Genomic DNA, 19,669 nt, shown 5'->3' with positions numbered 1-19,669 from the left:
CCGCCACTCAGCGGCCGGTGAGGGTGCGGACCACCAGCTCCGCCGACGCCCCGGCGCCCAGCGTCGTCCCGGCGTAGCGGACGTCGGCGGCGAGCGTGCCGGCCGGCGGTTCGTCCCGGACCGTGAGCCACACCGTGACCATCAGCAGCCAGCGCACGATCAGGTAGCCGAACAGCAGGACCCCGACGAGCGTGCCGAACGTCGCGACGGCCGGGGATCGGCCGAGGATGTGCAGGTAGAGGCCACCGGCCTGCTGGATCGCGCCGAGCCCGAGCGCGGCGGCCCCGGCCGGGCGCAGCGTCGAGCGCAACGGCAGGGGCGTGCGGGGCAGCCGGGCCAGGCACCAGGCGATGACCAGCCAGTTCGCGGCGAGCCCGAGCAGGAGTGACCCCGCGACGAGCACAACGTGCGCGAACCCGCCGTCCAGCCCGGTCAGGCGCAGGAGCCAGCTGCCGGCGGCGCCGGTGAGCGCCGCGAGCCCGAAGGACACGGTCATCGCCAGCCCGACCCCGGCGAGCACGAAGACGTCGGCGACGATGCCGCGCACCAACGGCCGCTGGGTCCGTTCCTGGCCGAGCATCGCGGTGACGGCGTCGCGGACGTTGCTGATCCAGCTCCAGCCCGAGTACGCGGCCACGGCCAGCGCGAGCAGCCCGATGCGGCCGCGCTCCCCGACGACGGTGTGCACGACGCCGGTGACCTGCCCGGCCAGCTCGGGCGGCAGCGAGGCGCGGATGACCTGGTCGAGCTCGGCGGCGAGCAGCCGGTCGCCGGCCAGCACGAACCCGGCCACCGAGACGGCGACCATGATCATCGGCACGAGCGCCAGCAGGCTGAAGAAGGTGACGGCGGCGGCGTAGTGGTCGCCGTCGCGTTCCCGGTAACACGCCAACGTCGCCCCGCACCGCCGGAGCGGCCTGCCCAGCACGGCCTTCACCGCTCCACGTCCCACTCGCCGACCCTCTCATCCGCGTCCGTCCTTCGCAGTCCGGACACCGCCGAGGGGGGATCGTCACGGCCTCAGCCGGGAACCACCGTCCCCCGGACGTCGCCGAACCCGATCCGCGTGCCGGCCGGACCCGGCGCGGTCGCGCTGATCACGACCTCGTCGCCGTCCTCCAGGAACGCGCGGGTGCCGCCGCCGGGCAGCTCGAACGGCTCGCGCCCGCCCCACGACAGCTCCAGCAGCGATCCGCGCTGGTTCCGCTCCGGGCCGGTCACCGTGCCCGAGGCGTACAGGTCCCCCGTGCGCAGGCTCGCGCCGTTGACCGTCAGGTGCGCCAGCTGCTGCGGGGCCGTCCAGTAGTGCGTGGCGAACGGCGGGCTCGACACGAGGTGCCCGTTCAGCCGGATCTCGATCGCCAGGTCCAGGCCCCACTTCTCGCCGGTGCGCAGGTATTCGAGCGGCTCCGGCTCCTGCGGCGGGCCGTCGACGCGTGCGTGCTCCAGCGCCGCCAGCGGGACGATCCACGGGGACACCGACGTCGCGAACGACTTGCCGAGGAACGGCCCCAGCGGCTGGGACTCCCAGGCCTGCAGGTCGCGCGCGGACCAGTCGTTGACCAGGCAGACGCCGAAGACGTGCGCTTCGAAGTCCGATGTGGACACCGGCGTGCCCGGGACGGACGGGACGCCGACGACAAAACCCACTTCCGCCTCGACGTCCAGTGAGCGCGACGGGCCGAACTCCGGGACTTCGGCGGCACGCGGCTTGCGCTGCCCGTTCGGGCGGACGACGGGGGTCCCGGACGTCACGACGGTGCCGGCCCGGCCGTGGTAGCCGATCGGCAGGTGTTTCCAGTTCGGCGACAGCTCGGCCGCGTCGGGGCGGAAGATCCTGCTCGCGTTCAGGGCGTGCTGCTCGCTCGAGTAGAAGTCGACGTAGTCGGCGACCTCGAACGCCAGGTGCGTGGTGACTTCGGTGAGCGGCACCAGGTGCGGCCGCAGCTGGTCGGCGTAGCGGGGTTCGGTCAGCCACTCGCGGACGCTCTCGCGCACGTCCCGCCAGGTGCCCGGCCCGGCCGCCAGCAACGGGTTGAGCACCCCGGAGGTGAGCAGCGGGGCGAACGGCGCGGCCGTCTCCGCCGCGGCGGCGGTCAGGTCGAGCACGTGCTCCCCGACCGCCGCCCCGATCCGGCGTTCGGGCGCGCCGGCGACGGAAAAGGCGCCGTAGGGCAGGTTGTCCAGGCCGAACGGCGTGGTGTCGGGCAGGTCGAGCCAGGTCACGTTCACTCCTCGTCCCGGGGCGCCGCGGCCCGCGCCGCCACCCAGTCGGCCACCACGTCCGCCAGCACCGGGATGGGCAGGGTTCCGTGGCCCAGCACCGTGTCGTGGAACTCGCGGATGTCGAACCGCTCACCCAGCGCCTGCTCGGCTTCGGCGCGCAGGCGTTCGAACTCCAGGCGGCCGACCATGTACCCGAGCGCCTGCGCGGGGTGGCCCGCGTAGCGGTCGATCTCCGCTTCGATCTCGATCCGGGCCATCGGGGTGTGCTCGACGAGGTAGCCGACCGCCCGCTGCCGGCTCCAGCCCAGCGCGTGCAGGCCGGTGTCCACCACCAGCCGCGCCGCGCGCATCGAATCCTGGGTCAGCAGGCCGAGCCGCGCGACGTCGTCGGAGTACAGGCCCATCTCGTCCGCGAGGCGCTCCGCGTAGAGGCCCCAGCCTTCGGCGTACGCGTTGAACATCGCGAGCCGGCGCAGCAGCGGGACGCCGGTCAGCTGCTGCGCGAGCGTCACCTGGAAGTGGTGCCCCGGCACGGCTTCGTGGAACGCGATCGCCTCGCCCAGCGTCCGCTGCCGCTGGTCGGCCTCGTGGGTGTTGGCGTAGTACGTTCCCGGCCGCGAGCCGTCCAGCGACGCCTCGATGTAGTACGCGATCGAACCGCTCGCCGCCTCCGCCGCGGGCACCGGCGCGACCGCGCACCGCTGCTCGGGAAGCCGGCCGAACCACTGCGGCGCCACGGCTTCCGCCCGCTCGATGGTCGTCCGGGCGGCGGCCAGGAGCTCCTCGCCGTCGCGCCAGCGCAGCGCCGGGTCGGTGCGGATCCGGTCGAAGATTTCGGCGAGATCGGTGGTGCCGAACACCTTGCCGCCGACTTCGCGGTACTCCTCCGCCAGCCGGTCGATGATCGCCAGCCCGGTGTCATGGAGCTCCTGGGCCGTGCGCTCGGTCGTCGTCTCGGCGCGGATCAGGGCCGCGTACCGCTCCGGCCCGCCCGGCAGGTCACCGAGGCCCGGTGACGTCTCCGGGCGCGCGACCGGCACCACCTCCGAAGCCAGGAAGTCCCGGTACCGCGCGTAAGCGGGCCGCACGACCTCGGCCAGCAGCCGGTCTCGTTCGGCTTCGAGCCCCTGGACGGGCACCTTCAGCGGGTCGTTCTCCGGGTCGTCCAGGTAACGCCCGACGTACCCGACGCCGATGCGCGCCAGGAACTCCGGCGGGGTGAACCCTTCGGCCAGCGTCGCCCGCTGCCGCTCGATCAGCTGGTCCAGGTAGGTGCCGACGGCGGCCAAGCGGGTCAGGTGACCGCGGGCCTTGGCCTCGTCGTCGAGCACCACCTGCGGCAGCATCATCAGCAGCTCGAGCGCAGGCGCGGCCATCCCGTCGCTCACCGCGATGTCGGCCCGGCGCGAGTCGTGCACGTCGATCTGCGTGCGCGCCTGCCAGATCACGACGTCACGGGTGACGCGCTCGGCGACGGTCGCCGGGTCGAGCGCCTCCGCGCGTGTGATGATCGCGGCGAACCCGGCGCGGTGCCGCGCGGCCGCCTCGGCGGTCTGGTCGGCGAGCCGGTCGTGCGTGCCCGGCAGGCCGTAGACCGACGGCCACAGCGGCTGGGCCTCGAACATCAGCTCCAGGCACTCCTCGGCGAGCGAATCCGGCGTGTCACGGCGGCTCGCCACCCAGTCGGCGACCACGCCGGACAGCACCGGCAGCGGCAGGGTGCCGCTGCCGAGCACGACGTCGTGGAACTCGCGGATGTCGAACCGCTCGCCCAGCGCGCTCGCGGCCTCGGCCCGCAGCCGCTGGATCTCCAGCCGCCCCACCATGTACCCGAGCGCCTGTCCCGGGTTGGCCACGTACCGGTCGATCTCCGCTTCGATCTCCAGCCGCGCCATCGGCGTGTGCTCGACGAGGTAGTCGACCGCCCGCTGCCGGCTCCACCCGAGCGCGTGCAGCCCGGTGTCGACGACCAAGCGGCCGGCGCGCATCGAGTCCTGGGTGAGCATGCCCAGCCGCGAGACGTCGTCGGAGTACAGGCCCATCTCGTCCGCGAGCCGCTCCGCGTAGAGGCCCCAGCCCTCGGCGTAGGCGTTCACGCTCGCGATCAGGCGCAGCAACGGCAACCCGGTGAGCCCCTGCGCGAGGCACTGCTGGAAGTGGTGCCCCGGCACGGCTTCGTGGAACGCCACGGCCTCGCTCGTGAACCGCGGCCGCTTCCCGGCCTCGTGGGTGTTGGCGTAGTAGACACCCGGACGCGTGCCGTCGAGCGACGGCCGCAGGTAGTACGCGATCGTGCCGCTGGTGGCCTCGGCCGCGGGCACCGGCGCGACCTCGCACCGCTGCTCCGGAACCCGGGAGAACCATTGGGGCGCCACGGCTTCCGCGCGGGTGATGGCCGCGCGGGCCCCCGCCAGCAGCTCTTCGCCGTCACGCCAGCGCAGCGCCGGGTCGGTCCGGATCCGGTCGAAGATCTCCGCGAGATCCGTGGTGCCGAACAGCTTCGCCCCGACCTCGCGGTACTCCTCGGCGAGACCGTCGATCAACGCGAGCCCGGTGTCGTGCAGGTCCTGCGCCGTGCGCTCGGTCGTCGTCTCGGCGCGGATCAGCGCCGCGTACCGCTCCGGCCCGCCGGGCAGCTGCCCGATGCCCGGCTCGGTCTCGGGGCGGGCCACCGGCGCGACCTCGTCGGCGAGGAACGCGCGATACCGCGCGTACGCCGGGTGGACGACGTCGGTGAGCAGGCGGTCGCGTTCGGCCTCGAAGCCTTCGCGCGCGTACGACGGTGTCACCCGCAACGGGTCGCTCTCCGGCGCGCCCAGGTAGCGGTCGAGGTAGGCGACGCCCGCGCGCACCAGGAAGTCCGGCGGCACGAGCCCCTCGCCCACCGCGGCCCGCTGCCGGACCACAAGCGCGTCGAGGTACTCCCCCACAGCGGCGAGCCGGGCCAGGTAACCGGCCACCTTCGGCTCGTCGTCCAGCACCGTCTGCGGCAGGTACAGCAGCAGCTGCAGCGCGGGCGCGCCGAGCCCGTCGCTGACCGCGAAGTCGGCCCGGCGGGAGTCGATCGTGTCGATCTCCGTCCGCGCCTGGGAAACCACGACGTCCCGCGTGACCCGCTCGGCGGCGGTCAGCCCGGCCGGGTCGATCGCCTCGGCGCGCGCGGCGATCGCCACGTAGCCGGCGCGGGCCCGGGTTTCGGCCTCGGCCGACGGGTCGGGCAGCCGGTTGTGCGCCCCCGGCAGGCCGAACACCGACGGGGCGATCGGCTGCCGCTCGAAGTTCAGCGCCACCAGCTCGTCGGCCAGCCGGTCGGGCGTGTCACCCTGGCCCGCCACCCAGTCCGAGACGACCTTCGCCAGCGCGGACAGCGGCAGCATGCCGTGCCCGAGCACGACGTCGTGGAAACCGCGGATGTCGAACCGTTCGCCGAGCGCCTGCTCGGCCTCGGCCCGCAGCCGCTGGATCTCCAGCCGCCCCACCATGTACCCGAGCGCCTGCCCCGGCCAGCCGATGTACCGGTCGATCTCCGCTTCGATCTCCAGCCGCGCCATCGGCGTGTGTTCGACGAGGAAGTCGATCGCCCGCTGCCGGCTCCAGCCCAGCGCGTGCAACCCGGTGTCGACGACCAGCCGGCCCGCACGCATCGAATCCTGCGTCAGCAGGCCGAAACGGGCGACGTCGTCGGAGTACAGGCCCATCTCGTCGGCCAGCCGCTCGGCGTAGAGCCCCCAGCCTTCGGCGTAGGCGTTGAACATGCCGACCCTCCGCAGCAGCGGCAGGTCCGTCAGCTCCTGGGCCAGGCTGAGCTGGAAGTGGTGCCCCGGCACGGCTTCGTGGAACGCGATCGCCTCGCTGGTGAACCGCGGCCGCTTCTCGGCTTCGTGGGTGTTGGCGTAGTAGGTGCCCGGGCGGGTGCCCTCGAGGGACGGCGGCAGGTAGTACGCGATCGTGCCGCTCGCCGCGTCCGCTTCGGGCACCGGCGCGACTTCGCACTTCTCCGCGGGGAGGTGCGAGAACCATTGCGGCGCCACGGCTTCCGCCCGCGCGATGGCGTCACGGGCCGCGGCCAGCAGCTCCTCGCCGTCCCGCCAGCGCAGGGCCGGGTCGGTGCGCAGGCGCTCGAAGATCTCGGCGAGATCGGTGGTGCCGAACACCTTCCCGCCCAGTTCGCGGTACTCCTCCGCGAGCTTCCCGATGATCGCCAGCCCGGTGTCGTGCAGGTCCTGCGCCGTGCGCTCGGTCGTCGTCTCGGCCCGGATCAGCGCGGCGTAGCGCTCGGCGCCGCCCGGCACGTGGCCGATCCCGGGCTCGGTGTCGGGCCGCCCCACCGGTTCGACCTCGGTGCGCAGGAAGTCGCGGTAGCGCGTGTAGGCCGGGTGGACGACCTCGGTGAGCAGGCGGTCGCGTTCGGCTTCGAACCCCTCGACCGCCGCCGTCGTCCCGACCTTCAGCACGTCGGTGTCCGCCGCCGCGAGGTAGCGGTCGATGTACTCGACGCCGACCCGGGCGAGGAACGCCGGCGGCACGAGCCCCTCGGCGAGGCTCGCGCGCTGCCGCTCGGTCAGCGCGGCGAGGAACGGTTCGATCGCGGCGAGCCGCGCCAGGTACCCGCGCGCCTTCCGGTCGTCGTCCAGCCTGTAGTAGGGCAGGTACATGAGCAGCCCCAGCGCGGGCGAGGTGAACCCGTCGCTGACGGCGATGTCGGTCGCCCGCGACGCGAGCCGGTCCGCCTCGGTTTCCGCGGCGGCCGCCACGACTTCGCGCGTCACGGCCTCCTCCGCCGTCATGCCCTCGGCCGGCAGAGCCCGCGCGCGGGCCGCGAGACTCGTGTACGCGGCGTGGAAACGCTCCTGCGCCGCCCGGGACTGGTCGCCGAGGCGGTCGTGGTCACCGGGCAGGCCGAGCACCGACGGGTGCAGCGGCTCCTGCTCGAACGTCAGCGTGACGAGCTCGTCCGCCAGGCCGTTCGCCGTGTCCCCGTGCCCGGCCACCCACTCGTCGACGACGGAGGCGAGCACCGGCAGCGGCAGCGCGCCGCCGGAGAGCACGACGTCGTGGAACGCGCGGACGTCGAACCGGGAGCCGAGCCGCTGCTCGGCGCGGGTGCGGATCCGCTGGATCTCCAATCGCCCCACCATGTACGCCAGCGCCTGGCCGGGCCAGGCGATGTAGCGGTCGACTTCGGACTCGATCTCGGGCAGCGCCTCCGGGGTGTGCTCGACCAGGTAGTCCACGGCCTGCTGCCGGGTCCAGCCCAGCGCGTGCAGCCCGGTGTCGACGACCAGCCGGCCCGCGCGCAGCGAGTCGCCGGTCAACATGCCGAGGCGCGCGACGTCGTCGGAGAAGAGGCCCATCTCGTCGGCGAGGCGCTCGCTGTAGAGCCCCCAGCCCTCGACGTAGGCGGTGAACATGCCGATCCGCCGCAGCAGGGGCAGCCCGGTGAGGCCCTGCGCGGTGCTGAGCTGGAAGTGGTGCCCCGGCACGGCTTCGTGGAACGCGATCGTCTCGGCCGGGTGCCGCAGCCGCTCGGTGGCCTCGTGGGTGTTGGCGAAGTAGATGCCGGGCCGGGAGCCGTCGTCGGCCGGCCGCAGGTAGTACGCCGCGGGCGCGCCGGGCGCGACCTCCGCCGGCACCGCCTCGACGGTGCACGGCTGCGCCGGGATCCGGCCGAACCACTTCGGCGCCTCGGCGGTGGCCCGGGCGACGGCCGAGCGGGCGGTGTCGAGCAGCTCCTCGGCGCTGGTCCAGCGCAGGGCCGGGTCGGTGCGCAGCCGCGCGAAGATCTCCGCCAGGTCGTCGGTGCCGAACACCCGGAGCCCCAGCTCGCGGTATTCGGCGGCCAGCGACTCGATGACGTCGAGGCCGGTCTGGTGCAGCTGTGCCGGGGTCAGGTCGGTGGTCGTGTGCACCCGGGCGAGCCGCGCGTACGCCGCTTCGCCGCCCGGCAGCGCGGAGAGACCGGGACGGTCGGCGGGCCGCCCGTGCGGCTTCACCTCGGTGAGCAGGAACTCGCGGTACTCGGCGAACGCGGGCCGGACGACGTCGGCGAGCAGCTCGTCGCGCCGGCGCTCGAACTCCTCGTCCGGCGCCGGCTGGCGCCGCAGCGGGTCGGCGGCCGGCTCGGCGAGGTAGCGGTCGAGGTGCGCGACCGCGGCGTCGACCAGGTGGGCCACCGGGACCAGGCCGTCGGTGATGCCCTCGGTGTGCCGGCGCGCGGCCTGGCGCAGGTACTCCGGGACCGCCGCGAGCCGCCCGAGCTGCGCCTCCGCCGTCTCACCCGCCGTCACGGGGGTCATCGGCAGGTTCAGGAGCAGGGTCGCCGCGGGCCCGATGGAGAGGTCGGTGACGGTGAACTCGGCCGTCCGGGCGTCGATCACCGCGATGCGGGCCTCGGCGGAGGTGATCAGGACGTCCCGGGTGACGCGGTCCTCGGCCGGCAGGCCCTCGGTCCCGAGCGCGCGCGCCCGCTCCAGGACCGCCGCGATCCGGGCCCGCGACGCCTGCTCGGCTTCGGCCGACAAGTCCGGCAAACCGGTCGCCGCCGGGCGGACGCCCAGCACCGCCGGCGTCAGCGGATCGGCGGCGAACAGCGCTTCGACGAACTCGTCGGCGAGTTCGGTGACCGCGGTCATGGCGGGACCCCCAGCAATCGGTGTTGTGCTCCCGGCCGACCCTAACGGAGATCACCGACAAGAACGGCCGGTCGTTCGCCGGGGGCGGACGGCCTCGGCGCGACCGGCGGGGCGACGCGGTAGCGTTCACCGAGTGGCCGTGACCGATCCCGTGGACATCCGCCTGCTCGCCGCGCTCGCCGACCTCGGCAAGACCGCGGTGCACGAGCTCGCGGCCAAGGTCGGCATGGATCCCCGCGAGGTCGCCTACCGGCTGGTCGCCCTGTCCGGCAGCGGGCTCCCGCTGCTCGTCGGCGTCGAAAGCGACCCGAACGGCCTGCGCGCCGCCATCGCCGCCGCGCCGCCGTCGTGGGCGAACCGGCCGCCCGCGGCGCCGCAGTTCCCGCCGTCGCAGCCGGTGCCGCAGCAGCCGCCGATGCCGCCGGGCCCGGGTCCGCAGGGGGTGCCGTCCGGTCCGTACAACGTCCAGGGTGCGCCCTCGGGGCCGTACAACGTGCAAGGCGCGCCCTCCGGGCCGTACAACGTCCAGGGCACGCCGTCCGGGCGGTACCCCGGCCCGCCGCCCCGGCCCCCGCAGCAGCAGCCACCGCGGCCGCCGCAGCAGCAGTTCGCGGCGCCGCTCGACCCGTCCGTCAGCACGTGGGGCCTGCCGCAGACGGCGTCGTGGGCCCGCGGTGACGAACCCCCGCGCACCGGCGCTCCCGGCGGCAAGCAGGGCCGGCTCGGCCAGGTCATGGAGACCCAGGGCCTGGAAGGCGAACAGCTGTCGGTGCAGCTGCTGGAGGTCCAGGACCCGGCGGACTTCCTCTTCAGCGCGGCCGGCTACCGCCTGGAGAACGGCGAGCGCTCGGTGGTCGTGCACACCGAGATCACCAACCGCGGCGCGATCCCGTTCGCCTCACTGCCGGACAACTACCTCGAGCTGCTCGCCGCCGACGGCACGGCGATCGGCAAGGCGCCGGTGTCACTGACGTCGCGGCCGCCGCACAAAATCGGCGTCAAGCCGGGCGAAACCCTGGGCGGCCACACCGTGTACGTGCTCCCGGACACCACCCGTGTGGTCTCGGTCCGCTGGAGCCCGCGGCCGGAGCCGGACGAGCGCACCCTGACCTGGTCGATCGACGACTAGGGAGTGTCCTGTAAGTGGTCTGGCCGCGGTCCGGTTGGGTTGCGGACGTGGTTGGTCGCGGTGAGTTGACGGACAAGGCGTGGGCGGTGATCGAGCCGTTGCTGCCACCTCAACGATCCTGCGGAAGCGGCGCACCGGCGCCCCGTGGCGTGCGCTACTGGCCATGGAAACCGCGCATGAACGGCTGCGGTTGTGGACCAAGGACGGCACGCCAAATGCGCTGCCTACTACCAGGCCGAACTCACCATCGCCGCGATCGTGCTCTGGCCCCGATGACTTACAGGACAGCTAGTAACTCTCGTCCTGCAGGATCTTCAGCGCGTTCGCCAGGTCTTCCGGGTACTCCGACTCGAACTCGACCCAGCGGCCGTCCGCCGGGTGGGCGAACGCCAGCGTCTTCGCGTGCAGCCACTGCCGGCTCAGGCCGAGGTGGCGGGCCAGGACCGGGTCCGCGCCGTAGGTGAGGTCCCCGACGCACGGGTGCTTCAGGGCCGAGAAGTGGACGCGGATCTGGTGCGTCCGCCCGGTTTCGAGCTTGATGTGCGCGAGCGACGCCGCGCGGAACGCCTCGACGACCTCGTAGTGCGTCACGCTCGGGCGGCCGCCCTGGACCACCGCGAACTTGTAGTCGTGACGCGGGTGGCGGTCGATCGGGGCGTCGATCGTGCCGCGGGTCGGGTCCGGGTGGCCCTGGACGATCGCGTGGTAGCCCTTGTCGACCGTGCGCTCCTTGAACGCGCGCTTCAGCACGGTGTACGCGTGCTCGCTCTTGGCCACGACCATCACGCCGGTCGTGCCCGCGTCGAGCCGGTGCACCACGCCCTGGCGCTCGGCCGCGCCCGACGTCGCGATGCGCAGGCCGGCCGCGGCGAGGCCGCCGACGACCGTCGGGCCGGTCCAGCCCGGGCTGGGGTGCACGGCGACGCCGACCGGCTTCGAGATCACCACGATGTCGTCGTCGTCGTGCAGGATCTTCATGCCCTCGACGGGCTCGGCGACGATCTCCACCGGGTTCGCCGGCTCGGGCAGCGTGACTTCCAGGAGCCCGCCCGCGGCCAGCCGGTCGGACTTGCCCGCGGGGCGACCGTCCAGCAGGACGTCACCCGATTCGGCCAGTTCGGCGACCACCGTGCGGGACAGGCCGAGCATCTTCGCGAGACCGGCGTCCACGCGCATCCCGTCAAGCCCGTCGGGCACCGGGAGCATCCGCGAGCTCACGCCTGGTCCTCCTGTGCTTCGGCCTTCTTCTTGTCCTTCGTCGACGTGCCGTCGTAGTCCTTGCCCAGCAGCGACAGCAGCACGATGAGCGCGCCGCCGACGCAGATCGCCGAGTCGGCGATGTTGAAGATCGCGAAGCCCTTGCCGTTGGGGGCGAACGCCGAGATGAAGTCGACGACGTGGCCCTGCAGGCCGCCCGGCGGGCGGAAGATGCGGTCGGTGAGGTTGCCCAGCGCCCCGGCCAGCACCAGCCCGAGACCGATCGCCCAGCCGATCGAGCGCAGCCGCCGCGACAGCCAGATGATCGCGATGACGACGGCCAGCGCGACCAGTGCCAGCACCCACGTCATCCCGGTCGCCATCGAGAACGCGGCGCCCGGGTTGCGGATCACCTGCAGGTAGATCAGCCCGCCGAGGATCCGGACCGGCTCCTTGCCCTCCAGGTTCGCGACGACCAGGTTCTTCGTCACCAGGTCGATCGCCCAGAGCACGACCGCGACCGCGAACACCCAGCCGACGCGGCGCTTCGGCAGCAGAGGCTTCGCCGGGACCTCGGGGTTCTCCGGCGCGTCGGCCACGGGGTCGGGCGCCGCTTCGGCGGCGGCTTCGGTCTCGGGTTCGGAGTGGCTGGGCTCGGTGCTCACCGGTCCATTGTCCACGCCTGGTCAGGGTGTGTCGGCGGCAGTGTCGCGGGGACGCCGGAGGAGGACCGCGAACGCCGCGGCGAACAGCACGCTCGTCGTGGCCAGCGCCCCGGTCACCGGGGTCGGTAACAGCACGCTGACCAGCGCGAACACCACGGTCACGGCGAGCACGAACCAGCTGCGCTCGTAGGCGGCCAGCACCAGCAGTCCCAGCGCCGCGACGAGCGCGCCCCGGACGTCGCCGGGCAGCCGAAGCTCGACGGTGCCGAGCAGGTCGAGCAGCGGGACGGCGGCGAGCGCGGCCAGGGTGCCGAGCACGAACCGGACGGGCCGCGGCGGCGTGCCGGCGCGGCGCAGGTGCAGCCAGTACCAGCCGGCGACGGCGAGCACCACGCACGCGAGGCCGGCGAGCCAGCCGAGCGCCGCGGGCGGCACGACGTTCGTCGCGTAGACGTCGGTGGAATACCACCCCGTGCCCCCGACCCCGCCGGTGCCGAGCCCGACCCCGGACAGGTCCTGGGTCAGCTCGTAGGCGCGCGAGTGCACGAACTGGCCGGCCTCCGGAGTTTCCGGGACCAGGGCGACCACCGCCATCACGAGCTGCGCGAACCCCAGTGCGGCCAACGGGAACCAGTAGTCGCGCGATCTCCCCATCGGGGCAGGATAGCGCCCGCCAGCAGGACGCCGGCCGAGATCAGCACACCGGGCAGGTCCGCGACGAGGACGGCGACCGCCCCGGACAGCACGGCGGCGGCGAGGATCAACGGACTGCGTTCCCACCCCGCGACGACGGCGAGGCCGAGCGTCGCCAGGATCGGGCCCCGGGCCGTGGCGTCGAGGCCGAACCAGCTGTAGGCGAGCAGGTCCAGCAGCGGCACCGCGAGCACGACGCCGGCGGCGGACAGCACCGCGGCTTTCGCGCCGAGCCGCCGGGCGTACCCGGCGACCACGGCGAGGAACGCGGCGATGAGCGCCCACTGCCAAGCCATCCCGATCCCACCGCGGTAGGCGATCACCGTGTCGGAAGTGCTGAGGAACTGCTGCGGGCCACCGTGGTCGTCGACGGTGAGCCCGAAGACGCTCTGGTACGACGGCGCGGCCGGCGCGAAGTGCGACGCCAGCTCGGCGGTCACGGCCGAGCGGCGGAACAGCTCGACCGTGACCAGGACCAGCTCGGCAAAACCGAGCAGTGCCAACGAAACCCCGTGCCTCCCCATCGGCCCAGGCTAGCGCTCAGCAGAACGGCGGCAGCTCCCGCGGGTCGCCCACCGGCGCCCAGCGGCCGTCCACCTTCGTGTACTCCCAGCGCGCGCCGCGGGCGACGACCTGGCGCAGCGCCAGCACCACGCGGTCGACGTGCTCCTCGGTGCTGCCGAGGCCGAGGCTGACGCGCACCGCCTGCCGGCCGTCACCGCCGGCGACACCGATGAGCCGCTTCGCCGCGATGTGGGCGCAGAACGCGCCGTCGCGCACGCCGATGCCGTACTCGGCCGACAGCACGGCCGCGAGCCAGGCGGGGTCGAAGCCGTCGACGACGAAGCCGACCGTGCCGACGCGGTCGACCGGCGCGTCGAACAACCGCAGCTCGGCGCAGCCGGGGATGCTCTCCAAACCCTTGCGCAGCCGGGTGAGCAGGGCCTGCTCGTGCGCTTCGACCGCGGCCCAGCTGCGGCTCAGGGTTTCGCAGGCGACACCGAGCGCGTACACGCCAACGGTGTTGGGCGAGCCCGCTTCGTGGCGCTCGGGCCCGTCGTTCCAGACCACGGCGTCGTCGGTGACGAGCTTGGTCGCGCCGCCGCCGGCGAGGTACGGCTGAGCGGCGCGCAGCCAGTCGGCGCGGCCGATCAGCGCGCCGGCGCCGAAGGGTGCGTACAGCTTGTGGCCGGACAGGGCGACGTAGTCGACGTCCAGCTCCTTGATCGAGACGCGGCGGTGCGGGGCGAGCTGCGCGGCGTCGAGGGCGATGCGGGCGCCGTGTTTCCGTGCCACCGCGGCGATTTCGGCGACCGGGAGCAGCTCACCGGTCACATTGGACGCCCCGGTGACGACCACCAGGCGCGGTCCTTCGGGGCAGCCGGCGAGCGCTTCGTCCACAGCGGACACCGCGGCGAGGCGGGTGCGCGGGGTCGGGATCCGCCGGACGTGCGGGCCCCGCCACGGAAGCAGCGCCGCGTGGTGCTCGGTGTCGAACACGACCACCGAGGTGCGCGGCGGGAGGCTGCGGGCGAGCAGGTTGAAGGAGTCCGTGGTGTTGCGGGTGAACACGACGGTGTCGGTCCGGCGCGCGCCGGCAAAACGGCGCAGGGCGTCGCGGGTGCGCTCGTAGAGCTTGGTCGACACCTGCGACGCGAAGCCGGCGCCGCGGTTGACGCTGGCGTACCAGGGCAGGAACTCGTCGACGGCGTCGCGGACGGCCGCCAGGCACGGCGCGCTCGCCGCGTGGTCGAGGTTGGCGTAGCCGATGTCGCCGCCGGTGACGAGCGGGACCCGCAGCGACGCGCCGACGACGGCCGGGATCTCCTGCGGGACAACGGTTTCGACGAGCTCGACGGTGCTGGTGCGGTCGATGGCGAGAGTCATCGGTGCCTCCTCGGCGGTCCGGGGGACCCCGGCGAGGGGCCCGCGCTTGCCCGTCGCACGACACGACCGGCCCGGTCTTCACCCGGGGCACCCCACCGCGGCAGGAGGGTTGCCGGCCAGCAAGCCGGGGCTTGACGCTGGCACTCATGACCTGGCTCGAAGGTAACCGAAACCGGACGCGGCAGCCAACCCCCGGTTCGCATTCTGAGACGCCGCTCACAGGACTGCGCAGGATGCGAGAAGGGTCAGAGCTTCGCGCGGAAGTGGCCCGGCAGCTGCGTGACGGCGTTGTCCGCGAGGTGCGTCGCGGTGCCCTGGTACTGCTCGGATCCGGCTGTGAAGCGCCAGCCGCCCAGGGTCTTCCCGTCGACCGGCTCGCCGTGGGCCGCGGTGACCGCGGTCGAAACCTCGGCGAAGGACTTGCCGTCCCAGTTCGCCGCCGGGGCGTCCGGCAGCGTCCAGAGCGTGAAGTGGACGTGCGCGCCGGTGCTGCTGCCGCCGCACGGGAGCGCGTTGCCGGTCGAGCCGAGCTCGGCCCCGGCCTCGACCTGCTCACCGTCGGTGACCTTGATGCCCTCCATGTGGTAGTACCCGGTCCGCCAGCCGCCGGCGTGGTCGAGGGTCACCCAGTCGCCGCCCGCGCAGTGCTGGAGGTGCACGGTGCCGGCCAGCGGGGCCCGCACGGTGCGGTCGGCCGGGCTGAAGTCGACGGCGTTCTTGACCCTGGTGCTGCCGTCGTCGGAGTGGATGCCGGCCGAGTACACCTGCTGGCCCGCCTTGAACGGCAGGGCCAGGGCCGGGAACGGCGCCACTTCGGCGCTCGCGGCCGGCGAGGCAAGCAGCCCACAGGCGGCGGTCATCACAGCGGCCAGAACCGCCCCACGAACATGCAGCTTCGTCACCGTGCGTACTCCTTTGGCTGTTCACTCACCCATTCGAACTAACCGGATCGAGCGCACAGTAGGCCAAAGGTTGGATCACTGGGAAGATCACACGGCGTTTTTATGCCCGATGATCACCCTCGCGGAAAAAGATCACCAGGTCAGCGCGAGAACCGGACAAGGACCGGACAAGACGCAGGCCAGCGCCGGCCCAGTCGTCCGATCGATCACGGACTGACCACGACCACGAACGGGCTAGCGGCCCGACTCGCCCTTCCAGCGGGCCAGGCGCCCGGCCCGGTCGACCGCGCGGAGCCGCCGTTCGACGGTGTCGCGGACGACGCTCGTCGTGACGACCAGCAGCTGGTCGTGCTCCTGCAGCCGGCTCGTCTTCTGCGGGGTGAAGCCGGTGCCTTCGCGCACGACCAGGCTGACGGTCGCCCCGACCGGCAGGCGCAGCTCGGACAGGTACACGCCGTGCAGCTTCGACCCGGGCTGGATGCGGACCTGCAGCAGCTCGGCGCCCAGCTCGTCCAGCGGCGCGGAGTCGACCTCGATCTCGTGCGCCTCGGACTTCTTGGACAACCCGAGCCAGCGCGCGAGTGGCCCGAGCGTCGCGCCCTGCAGCAGCGTCAGCACGATGACCAGCACGAACACCGCGCCGACCAGCCGTTGCGCGTCCGGCAGCCCCTGCGAGAGCGGGATCATCGCGAGCACGATCGGCACCGCGCCGCGCAGCCCGGCCCACGACAGGAACACCTGTTCCCGCCACGGCAGCTTGAACGGCAGCATCGACAGCACGACGGACACCGGCCGGGCCAGCAGCAGCACGACGGCGCCCGCGACCAGGCCCGGCACCAGCGTCTCGAGCAGCCGGCCCGGCGAGGCGAACAGCCCGAGCAGCACGAACAGCCCGATCTGCGCCAGCCAGCCCAGCCCTTCGGCGAACGACAGCGTGTCCGAGCGGTGCGGCAGCCGCGAGTTGCCGAGCACCAGCGCGGCGACGTAGGTGGCGAGCAGCCCGGACGCGTGCGCCAGCTGCCCGGACGAGTACGCCACGACGCACACCGCGACGGTGGCGAGCGGGTAGAGACCGGTCGCCGGCAGTGCGGCCCGGCGCAGCGCGATCCCGCCGAGCCAGCCGAAGGCGAGCCCGATGGCCAGGCCCGCGCCGAGCTCGTAGACCACCAGCAGCGGCAGCGTCCAATCCACAGTGGTGCCTTCGGCCAGCACGACGACGGCGATGTAGGCCGGCGCGTCGTTGATGCCGGACTCCAGCTCCAGTGCGCCGACGAGCCGTTTGCCGACACCGGCCGTGCGCAGCACCGAGAAGACCGCCGCCGCGTCCGTCGAAGCGAGGACCGCGCCCCACAGCAGGGCGAACCGCCAGTCCAGGCCCAGCAGGAAGTGCAGGGCCGCGCCGGTGACCGCGATGCTGACCACGACGGCCACAGTGGACAGTGCGATCCCGATGCCCAGGGCGGGTTTCACCGCCGACCACCGGGTCGTCAGCCCGCCTTCGGCGAGGATCATGACGAGCGCGGCGAGCCCCAGCGACTGGGTCAGCTCGGGGTTGTCGAACCGGATGCCGAAGCCGGCTTCGCCCAGCAGCACGCCCATCGCGAGGTAGAGCAGCAGCGAGGGCAGGCCGAGCCGGATCGACACGCGCACGGCGAGCACGGAGGCGAGCAGCACAACACCGCCGATGCCGAGCAGCACGGGAAGCTGGTCCATGCCGCCTCCCTCCGAGTGCCGTGGGCCCTCAGAATAGTGAGGCGGTGGGGTTAACTCGTTCGTGTACCGCTGGGGCGCGTCGCGGACGTGGTGTGTTAAGGCCCACCGAGCGCGGTGAGGTCGACACCGAGCGCCGCGAACGGCTTCTCCGCCGCGGGAAGCACCTTCACGGCGCGATGTCCGTCGTGGCCGACCCAGCCGGCGTCGACGGCCCGCTCTAGCAGCGCCGCGGGCAGCGCGCCGGCGAGGTGGTCGCGCCGCTCCGTCCAATCCAGACAGTCGCGCAGCAGCGGCCGCCGCCCGGCCGCGACCGGCACGCCGAGGCCGTCGAGCACCTCGCGGCCGCGGCCGGTCAGCGCGAGCCCGTCGCCGGCGTCGATCAGGCCGGTGGCCAGCATGCCGTCGCGGAGGGCGACGCCGAGCACACCGGCGAGGTGGTCGTAACAGGTGCGCGCGAAGCCGAGCCGCTTCACCCGCAGTGACGACTTCAGGCTGGTGACCGGCCGGTGCTCGGCGTGCTGGGCCAGGTGCTCGATCAGCTCGGCGACCCGCGGGTCGGCGATCCGGACGTAGGACGCGCGGCCCTGCTTGACCCGGGCGACGAACCCGGCGTCGGTCAGCCGCGTGACGTGCTCACTCGCCGTCGACAGCGCGATGCCGGCCGCCTTCGCCAGCTCACCGACGGTCCAGGCCCGCCCGTCCAGCAGCACGAGGCACATGGTGGCCCGGCTCGGATCCGCGAGCACGGCGGCCACTTCGGCCAGCGCGATCGTCTCCATACGACCACGGTACGACCCGCACCCTTCGCCCGCGGCCGAACCAACCCGGAGCTTTCACGTGAAAGCTCCGGTCGAGGCCAGGAGTCAGAGGGACTTGAGGAACGTGGCGGCCAGCTGGACGGCCGGGCCCGAGTCGTTGGAGTTCTCCAGGACCACCGCGAACGCGACGTTGCCGCGGTAGCCCACGAACCAGCCGGTGGCCGACGCGCCGTCGCCGAACTGGGCCGTGCCCGTCTTGCCGAACACCGTGCCGGCCCCCGCGGCGGCGCGGCCCGTTCCGCTGGTCACCACCGCGCGCATCATCTTCCGGACCTCGCCGAGCACCGAGGACGGCGGCGGTGAGTAGCCCTTGACCACCTGCGTCTCGACGTCGTGCCACAGCCGCGGGGTGATCGCCTTGCCGGAGGCCACCGTCGCCGCCATCACCGCTCCGCCGAGGCAGCTCGCCTGGATGCGGCCCTGGCCGAACCCGTCCTCGACCTGCTCGTCCTTGCTCGCCGCCGGCTCGACCTTGCCGAGCTCGGTGGAGATCCCCGGGATCTCGTAGTCGGCGTTCAGGCCCAGTTCGTTGGCCGCCTTCTGCAGGCCGTCGGCCGGGAGGGCCAGCGCGAGCTGCCCGAACGTCGTGTTGCACGAGCGCGCGAACGCCGTCTGCAGGTTCGTCGCGCCCAGCTCGAACCCCTCGTTCTTGACCGTGCGGGTGCCGATCGTCGCGACGCCGGGGCAGTCGACCGGCGACCCCGCGTTGAGCCCGCTCTGCTGGACCGCGGCGACCGCCGTCGCGATCTTGAACGACGAACCCGGCTCGTACAGGCCGTTCAGGGCCTTCGGCGCGTCCCCGGCGGCGGCGTTCTGCGCGACGGCCAGGATGTCACCCGACCCGGTGTCGAGCGCGACCATCATCGCGGATCCCCGGTACCCGTTCACCGCCTTCTGGGCGGCGTTCTGCGCGGTCAGGCTCAGGCTCGACACGAGCGCCGGCGCGCCGTCGGCGGACGTCTTGCCGAACAGCGTCTCCAGGCTCTTGCCCGCGGCGTCGACCCGCTGGACGGCGAACCCGCTGCCCGCGGCGGCCGTGACCTGGCCGGTGAGCGCCGACCGCAGCAGCGGCGCCGGGTCGCCGTCGACCGGGTGCAGACCGCCGGCCCCGCTGACCAGCAGGGGTTTGCCCTCACGGTCGGCGACCGCGGTGCTGTCCTGCACGGCCGTGCTGATCACCAGCCGCTGCCCGGTCTCCAGCTTCGGGTGCAGCAGCGACGGCGCCCAGTGCACGAGCCACTTGCCGCCGGCCAGCGCGAGCTGGAACGGGACGTCGTAGGTCCAGACCTGGCCCGGCTTCAGCGCCCAGGTGAGGCTGAACGTGCCGCCCGTCTGCTTCGCCCCGGCCGGGGTCGGCTGCAGGACGGTCAGCTTGGCGGTCACCGACGACGGGCTCAGCGTGTTCCGCGCGTCGCGCAGGGCCACCGCGGCCGCCGTGTTGTCGTCGGTCAGCCGGCTCGCCGCGTCGGAGTTGTTCTCGGAAAGGTCCTGCAGGTACTCGGTGATCGCCGACCGCGGGTCGAGCGCGCCCGGGCTTTCGACGCCCGTCGCCCCGGCTTCCGCTTCGGGGGTCGAGCCCCCGCCGTTCAGCACGAAGAACGCCGCCACGACCACCATCACGACGAGCAGCGCGCCGCCGATCAGGATGCCGCGTCTTCTGGCAGGACTCATTCCGGTAACCCCTCCCCCAAGGAACACCACCGCCGTGGGGGGGGGGGGGGGGGCGTCCCACGGGGAGCGGGGGGTTTTCTGCCAAAGAAAGCCACCTCGGCCCGTTTTCCATCACATCTGCGGAGAGCACCGGCCA

General features: G+C 73.2%; 13 protein-coding genes and 1 riboswitch. Of the genes, 1 reads left to right on the top strand and 12 read right to left on the bottom strand.

Annotated features, from left to right (window positions below; genetic code table 11):
- Window positions 1-7: 7 nt before the first annotated feature.
- The 3 genes from ACZ61C_RS23365 to ACZ61C_RS23355 all read right to left on the bottom strand — a co-directional run bounded on the left by ACZ61C_RS23365 (window position 8) and on the right by ACZ61C_RS23355 (window position 8,858).
- Window positions 8-937, bottom strand: coding sequence for a YihY/virulence factor BrkB family protein (locus ACZ61C_RS23365; protein WP_465309911.1), 930 nt, complete (start codon window positions 935-937; stop codon window positions 8-10).
- A gap of 83 nt (window positions 938-1,020) precedes the next feature.
- Window positions 1,021-2,232 (bottom strand): fumarylacetoacetase, encoded by a 1,212-nt coding sequence (fahA, locus tag ACZ61C_RS23360; RefSeq protein ID WP_465309910.1) that lies wholly within the window; start codon window positions 2,230-2,232, stop codon window positions 1,021-1,023.
- Window positions 2,229-8,858 carry a DUF885 domain-containing protein gene (locus ACZ61C_RS23355; RefSeq protein WP_465309909.1) on the bottom strand — a complete coding sequence of 2,210 codons (6,630 nt, stop codon included), beginning with the start codon at window positions 8,856-8,858 and terminating at the stop codon, window positions 2,229-2,231. Before ACZ61C_RS23355 ends, fahA begins: the two co-directional genes overlap by 4 nt.
- A gap of 133 nt (window positions 8,859-8,991) precedes the next feature.
- Between ACZ61C_RS23355 and ACZ61C_RS23350 the strand changes: the two genes are divergently transcribed.
- The gene (locus ACZ61C_RS23350) at window positions 8,992-9,987 is read left to right on the top strand and encodes an AsnC family protein (protein ID WP_465309908.1); all 996 of its coding nucleotides are present in this window, start codon (window positions 8,992-8,994) and stop codon (window positions 9,985-9,987) included.
- A gap of 288 nt (window positions 9,988-10,275) precedes the next feature.
- On the opposite strand, the gene ACZ61C_RS23345 is transcribed toward ACZ61C_RS23350, so the two are convergent.
- The 9 genes from ACZ61C_RS23345 to ACZ61C_RS23305 all read right to left on the bottom strand — a co-directional run bounded on the left by ACZ61C_RS23345 (window position 10,276) and on the right by ACZ61C_RS23305 (window position 19,533).
- Window positions 10,276-11,205, bottom strand: a complete 930-nt coding sequence (locus tag ACZ61C_RS23345) for an RluA family pseudouridine synthase (RefSeq protein WP_465309907.1) — start codon at window positions 11,203-11,205, stop codon at window positions 10,276-10,278.
- Window positions 11,202-11,783, bottom strand: a complete 582-nt coding sequence (gene lspA / locus ACZ61C_RS23340) for a signal peptidase II (protein WP_465310216.1) — start codon at window positions 11,781-11,783, stop codon at window positions 11,202-11,204. Before lspA ends, ACZ61C_RS23345 begins: the two co-directional genes overlap by 4 nt.
- An 87-nt stretch (window positions 11,784-11,870) precedes the next feature.
- Window positions 11,871-12,503 carry a hypothetical protein gene (locus tag ACZ61C_RS23335; RefSeq protein ID WP_465309906.1) on the bottom strand — a complete coding sequence of 211 codons (633 nt, stop codon included), beginning with the start codon at window positions 12,501-12,503 and terminating at the stop codon, window positions 11,871-11,873.
- The gene (locus ACZ61C_RS23330) at window positions 12,443-13,066 is read right to left on the bottom strand and encodes a hypothetical protein (RefSeq protein WP_465309905.1); all 624 of its coding nucleotides are present in this window, start codon (window positions 13,064-13,066) and stop codon (window positions 12,443-12,445) included. The genes ACZ61C_RS23335 and ACZ61C_RS23330 overlap by 61 nt, the downstream gene beginning before the upstream one ends.
- Window positions 13,067-13,082: 16 nt before the next feature.
- The gene (locus ACZ61C_RS23325; protein ID WP_465309904.1) at window positions 13,083-14,429 is read right to left on the bottom strand and encodes an aminotransferase class V-fold PLP-dependent enzyme; all 1,347 of its coding nucleotides are present in this window, start codon (window positions 14,427-14,429) and stop codon (window positions 13,083-13,085) included.
- A 37-nt stretch (window positions 14,430-14,466) separates the two neighbouring features.
- Window positions 14,467-14,581: riboswitch (SAM riboswitch) on the bottom strand.
- Window positions 14,582-14,674: 93 nt separating this feature from the next.
- Window positions 14,675-15,331, bottom strand: a complete 657-nt coding sequence (locus tag ACZ61C_RS23320; RefSeq protein WP_465309903.1) for a M23 family metallopeptidase — start codon at window positions 15,329-15,331, stop codon at window positions 14,675-14,677.
- Between the two features lie 234 nt (window positions 15,332-15,565).
- Window positions 15,566-17,044: a potassium/proton antiporter gene (locus ACZ61C_RS23315; RefSeq protein ID WP_465309902.1), complete on the bottom strand. Its 1,479-nt coding sequence runs from the start codon at window positions 17,042-17,044 to the stop codon at window positions 15,566-15,568.
- A gap of 95 nt (window positions 17,045-17,139) precedes the next feature.
- On the bottom strand, window positions 17,140-17,823 hold the full coding sequence (locus ACZ61C_RS23310) for an ArsR/SmtB family transcription factor (RefSeq protein WP_465309901.1): 684 nt from the start codon (window positions 17,821-17,823) through the stop codon (window positions 17,140-17,142).
- Window positions 17,824-17,907: 84 nt separating this feature from the next.
- Window positions 17,908-19,533: a penicillin-binding transpeptidase domain-containing protein gene (locus tag ACZ61C_RS23305; RefSeq protein ID WP_465309900.1), complete on the bottom strand. Its 1,626-nt coding sequence runs from the start codon at window positions 19,531-19,533 to the stop codon at window positions 17,908-17,910.
- Between the last annotated feature and the right edge of the window lie 136 nt (window positions 19,534-19,669).

This window comes from Amycolatopsis sp. NPDC104587 (assembly GCF_055583645.1).
This window is presented reverse-complemented; position numbering and strand designations above follow the sequence as displayed.

Bases quoted from the DNA above. Each gene is read 5' to 3' on its own strand.
- ACZ61C_RS23355 (WP_465309909.1), bottom strand. From the start codon at position 8,858: ATGACCGCGGTCACCGAACTCGCCGACGAGTTCGTCGAAGCGCTGTTC.
- ACZ61C_RS23335 (WP_465309906.1), bottom strand. From the start codon at position 12,503: ATGGGGAGATCGCGCGACTACTGGTTCCCGTTGGCCGCACTGGGGTTC.
- ACZ61C_RS23330 (WP_465309905.1), bottom strand. From the start codon at position 13,066: ATGGGGAGGCACGGGGTTTCGTTGGCACTGCTCGGTTTTGCCGAGCTG.
- ACZ61C_RS23325 (WP_465309904.1), bottom strand. From the start codon at position 14,429: ATGACTCTCGCCATCGACCGCACCAGCACCGTCGAGCTCGTCGAAACC.
- ACZ61C_RS23315 (WP_465309902.1), bottom strand. From the start codon at position 17,044: ATGGACCAGCTTCCCGTGCTGCTCGGCATCGGCGGTGTTGTGCTGCTC.
- ACZ61C_RS23310 (WP_465309901.1), bottom strand. From the start codon at position 17,823: ATGGAGACGATCGCGCTGGCCGAAGTGGCCGCCGTGCTCGCGGATCCG.
- ACZ61C_RS23305 (WP_465309900.1), bottom strand. From the start codon at position 19,533: ATGAGTCCTGCCAGAAGACGCGGCATCCTGATCGGCGGCGCGCTGCTC.